This is a genomic window from Burkholderia sp. BDU5 (assembly GCF_001522845.1).
Lineage (GTDB): Bacteria > Pseudomonadota > Gammaproteobacteria > Burkholderiales > Burkholderiaceae > Burkholderia > Burkholderia mayonis.
Genome location: NZ_LOWC01000014.1, coordinates 1 through 5,039 on the forward strand (window position 1 = coordinate 1; position 5,039 = coordinate 5,039).

Below are 5,039 nucleotides of genomic sequence, written 5' to 3' on the forward strand. Positions count from 1 at the left end.
AAGCGTCAGGCATCCGCAGCGTCGCTACCCCGCAAACATCATCTTCCAAGCACGGCCACTTCAAACGCTCAATTCCAAAACGCCGTCGTTTAGTGTCGGATTTGGACCGGCGTTCACACATGGTGCTTACTAAGGTCAATGCGCGCGGTGATAGTGGTTTGCGCCCACGGCGCGAGATCATCCGGCGCGTGGTGGAGTTCGAGAGCTTCGATACCTGCTGGCCAGAAGACCGGCTGAAAGCGAAAGGGCTCGTCGCAAGCGTGCGAGACGCAGTCAACGCAAAGGACTCATTCACGCGGATGAAGCAAGAGCGAGATGCTGAGCGCGAAGCCACGCGGGCTCGTCAGAACGCCGAGCTGGCAGCAGCAGCCGACAGGCGCTCCAAAATTGAGGGGGTCAATACTCGACTTGTGGCGCTGTTCGGTATGGACGATAAGCCCCATGAACGCGGCACGCTGCTCGAAGGCGTTCTAAACGACCTGTTCAGCGCGTATGGAATTCTCGTCCGAGAGGACTTCCGCCGCAAAGACCCGGACACATCGATTGTGGTCGAACAGATCGATGGTGTGATCGAGCTTGACGGTGCGGTTTACCTCGTTGAGATGAAGTGGCTCAACTCGCCTGTCGGCACCAGTGAATTCTTTCCCCACCTCAGTCGCTTGTTCCTCCGCGCGAACGCTCGCGGCATCTTCATCTCGTCCGAAGGCTTTACCGAACCCGTGGTCAAGGAATGCGCTGCCGCGCTCGCTCAAAAGACGATGCTGCTTTGCTCGTTGCGTGAAATCGTCATGCTATTGCATCGACGTGATGACCTGATTTCATTCTTGAAGAAGAAGTCACACGCGGCCATTGTTGACAAGAATCCCTTCCTACAAATCCTCTCGTAGCCCTTGTGAGCGTCTGCTCCTGGCCGAAAGGTGACTTCGCGATTTCGCGTCGAATTGACTCGCGAACTCGGGCACAAAGCAACTTTCCACCTCCCCTATCGATACGCAGGTAAGCCGCTCGTGAGCGATGCCGTAGTGCTCCCTCCCGTAGTTCAGGGGATGGAATGATAAGCGCAAGGCTTATCCAGCAAGGCTCCCGCCCTGTGCTGTAGCAAATCTGTAGCGCATAAAAAAACGCTCGCAGCAGCAATGCCGCTCAGGTTTAGTCAGCAGTTGCCTAAACTCGACCGGAAGTAGGCATTGACGAGATCAAAACGGCCCCACATGACGTCCGGTGACCATCGAAGGTAACCGCACGTCCGTCGATCCGGACGTGCTCATCACCCTCAAGAATTTCGCATTCGCCAAGTCCCGCCTGACAGGTACAGCGATCGCCGACCCGAGCAACTGGACGCCCTATCACCACGGATCGTTCGCTGCCAGTCTTGACCTGACAACCTCGGTCCGTCGAGTCACCCACTCGAATCACACCTCGCATCGATTCCCCTCCAAAGTTATTCAAGATCAAACGCAGCTACGACTATATCGGGTCACGTCGCGATTACTGAAACGGATTCGCCCCGTTGTTCTTCTGAGCCCACGCCGCTTTACTCGTGGCGTCAGGTGGACTAACCATGACGATGCTCGCTGTACCGTTGGGCCGTCGGTTCACCGTCGCACTGGCGCCATCATCCTGATAGCCTGCAATCAGCCCCAAACCGATTTGAACAAGTGGTGAACTCACCCCCGTGTTACCTATGCGCGCACCGATGTCGTAGCCATCCTTGACATCGCTCAGGCTCGGGGCCACCCCGCCTACTTGCGCGAGCGCTTGATTCAGCGGCACCGCCCACAGCCGATCGCCAGTCGTATCGTAAAACACGCGTTTCGGCCCCTTCCCGTCTGGCAACGTTGCGACGGCCTGCTCCCAACCCGCTTTCAGCGCTGCCGCCTGAGCCGCAGTCTTGAGTGGTTGTCCGTGATCGTCGGTCAGCTTTACGTCAACCGGACGATGGAGATAGCCGAGCAAGGGTGCATCATCGAATTGCTTGACCTGCCACGTCGTCCAGCGCACTGGAATATACGGTATTGGCGTGAACTGGCCCGGCCCCTTGTTGTCGATGGTTTTCCAGAACGCCGGCAATTGCGCCTGCCACCACGTAGACGACATGACGCCAATTGCTCCCGGATATTGGACGCCGGCCTGCTTTTCCTGTTCGATGAAATGAGCAGTGAAACTATCGGGACCGCGATCGTCGTTCTGCTCCCAAAAGAAATTCCACAACTTGATAACGTCGTATTCGGTATTGTTCCGGTTGATCCGTCCTGTCTGTTCGACGGCGTATGGGCGAATGAGTTTGTCGACTCGATCAGAACGGGAAACGAGGATGGCCCCCATACTGTCCGGAAGCTCGGGGATTATGTGTCCCGCGAATGACGGACCACCGCTACCCGGTGCAACGAGAAGCGAGCGCAGCATCGACCCGTCCTGACTGACTACCAACGTCGACGGAACATCCGGGTGCGCGTCAAAAAATGCGAACAGCTTCTCGATCATCCCCGCACCGTCAGAAGTATTGGCATCCTCCTGCCACAAGAATAGTGTGACACCGAGACTTGCCTTCTGACGAAGGTCGGCAATCTCCGCAGCGGCTCTGCCATCATTCTTCTTGTCTTTGGGCGGCCCCCAAATGATCACTGGGACCGGCCAGTATTCAACGGCATGACGAGCAGCAAGTTCAAAGCTCGTACCGATAACGACACCAAAATTGGTCATTCTCTCGTCATCGCTCGCCGGATAATCGGCCGGATTCTGCGACATATACGTCATATGGTTATCGTTCTTGATCTCGATTTTTTTCCATATTTCCGCGTTAGTTTCCCATCCCGTCACAATCCCTAGGCCGCGCACCTCGAGCACGTACTTCTGCCCGGTCTGCGACAGCATCGTAGGCGAACCGTTGAAGCCATGTGCTACAACTGCTTCGCTCCTTTGATCACCCGGCACCGGGAGATCGGACGCTGCAGTAGCCGGCACCGAAGACCGATGCAGCCACGCGACGCTCACGCCATACGCCAGAGCTACCAACGCCAAGACCACCAACACCCCATTCCGAATACTACTTCCCATATGCGGCATCTCCTGCCCGGTCGTTTGCCAATAACTGTAGTGTCGCGCCATCACAAGAATGGTCCAGATAATCGCCACCATCACGAACGCGGTAGCATACGGCCAAATTCGCGGTCTCGCGATCATCGCGGCATCCCCTGGAAGACTTCCCCGAGCGTCTTATTCCCGTACATCATCTGGGCCTTCTGCGCCTCCTGCTTGTAGTATTCCGCCTGAGCCTGCTCCTGCGCAGCGACGGCCGCTGGCGTCAATTCACTGGTCACCAGCGGCGGCATGGTCGCGGATACGTGCTCCTCCGGGAAGGTACCGGAGATGTAATAATTGGAACAGGCTAGAATGAATTCTTGTGTCTTCGGCGGAAGACGGCCGAAGTTTGCATTGCCTTTGATCTTGATAACCGCGGCGCGGTCCATTTTCCAGTCTGCCATCAGGATCAGCAATTCACGCCAAACCGGATCATCGAGCGTTACGGCCTGGCCAATCGCGACATCCATCGCGGTCACCCACCGATGATTCTCCGTGCTGTGCAGCACACCCGAATGGTAATTGTTGGGTTCTCGAGCGTCCGGATTCTGCTGCATGTCCAGACGAGCTTCATTCGGGGTTTGCTCTCGTTGAATGAGATACTGCGGCGGAACGATCGGAAGCAATGCGTTCTTGACCATTGAGGTCACCGATGTGTCCGGGACCACCCGCCAATTCTGCGACTGACCGTCGATCGCCTTGCCCTGATTGAAAGCAGTCTTGTAAGACTCGATGCTAGTCAGCGGATTACGCGTCGTCTCGACGGTAATCCATTTGAATGACGCGTATTGATTGCCCAACGAAACATTCTTCGTGACGTCGTCTGGCGTCATCATCCCCGCCACGTCGGCGTGGCCGGGACGTGGGCCACCTTTCACGATTTCACCACCGTACAAGTCGGGTTCGCACGGCGGCTTCAGTTCCTCACCGTTAATAAAGCGGATATCGTTACGAGTAAATGACGCCTGTAGAGCAGCATTCTTGCTCGATTCAAGCACCGTTCCCAACATAGTTCCGTCCGTATCAGGTCCAGGTGTAAGTCGCTCGAACCGGTCGCGCACGGGCACCCGCGCAGGTGATGTGCCGACCAGCACCTTCTTGAACTTGCCATTGCCGTTATCATCGCGCTCCATCCGCGTCCACATGCGCTGGTGGAAACGCTTGGGCGCAAGGGCCGTCATGGCCGGCATGGTCTTGCCATGTTTGGCGGCAGTTCCGTCGGCAGGCACTTCATCGGGTACGCCAAACGTCCCGATTCCGTGCACTTTCTTGAGGCCGACCACAGTATCTTCAGGACAAAAGTACAGATACACCTTGCCGCGATTGTCTCGCTCGTCGAACGTAATCCAACTCTTACCGTTCTTGTCCAGCCGCTTTCCGCAGGTCTTGCTCCAGTTCGCGCCTGCTCGACCACCTGATTGCTCCGCAGTGATCAGCAGGTCTGCCAGATCGGGAACGGTATGCGGCTCGCTCGTAACCACATTGACGATATCGATCAGCGTTTTCAGCTTTCCGTGGCCGGTCTGGTTGCCGTCGTCTTCCGTTGCGTAGAGGCTGTAGGGTGTGTCCACCATGATGATGCAATCAACGCAACGCTGCCCCTGTTGCTTAAGTATCGCCTGTGCCAGCAGGGTAATGATCGTCCCCTGACTGTGGCCCAACACTGTAATGGTTTCATGCCGAGGGTCTATGCCATGCTCAGAGGCCAACGCCTTCGGCTGGATTGTGCGAATCGTCTTGATGAGGTTCGCCAGTCGCGTCGCTGCCAGTACGAAATAGCGCCGGTCAGGCGCTTTGCCCGCGAACACGCTGTTCCCAGCCACTGCGTTGCGCATCACAAGGCGCGTTTTCAAGTCCGGCTCGAAACCTCGACCGTACATCTGCGGGATGTTGTTGGTTGCGTTGGCAAAGAATCCGCCGGCCTTTGCAAAGTGTGCATCGAGCCGATTTCCGTTCAC

4 protein-coding genes are annotated in these 5,039 nt (G+C 56.6%); 1 reads left to right on the forward strand and 3 read right to left on the reverse strand.

What is annotated here, in order from left to right; genetic code table 11:
* The coding region (locus tag WS69_RS03250; RefSeq protein WP_231747059.1) for a restriction endonuclease at window positions 1-887 on the forward strand (887 nt) is incomplete at its 5' end.
* A 277-nt stretch (window positions 888-1,164) separates the two neighbouring features.
* Here the strand turns inward: WS69_RS03250 and WS69_RS29945 are convergent.
* The 3 genes from WS69_RS29945 to WS69_RS03260 all read right to left on the reverse strand — a co-directional run.
* Window positions 1,165-1,425, reverse strand: a complete 261-nt coding sequence (locus WS69_RS29945) for a PAAR domain-containing protein (protein WP_082715904.1) — start codon at window positions 1,423-1,425, stop codon at window positions 1,165-1,167.
* Window positions 1,426-1,488: 63 nt separating this feature from the next.
* Entirely contained in the window at window positions 1,489-3,138 is a 1,650-nt protein-coding gene (locus WS69_RS03255) for a type VI lipase adapter Tla3 domain-containing protein (protein ID WP_231747060.1), read from the reverse strand.
* A gap of 41 nt (window positions 3,139-3,179) precedes the next feature.
* Window positions 3,180-5,039 (reverse strand): DUF3274 domain-containing protein (locus tag WS69_RS03260; protein WP_059469384.1); only part of this gene is annotated, 1,860 nt, incomplete at its 5' end.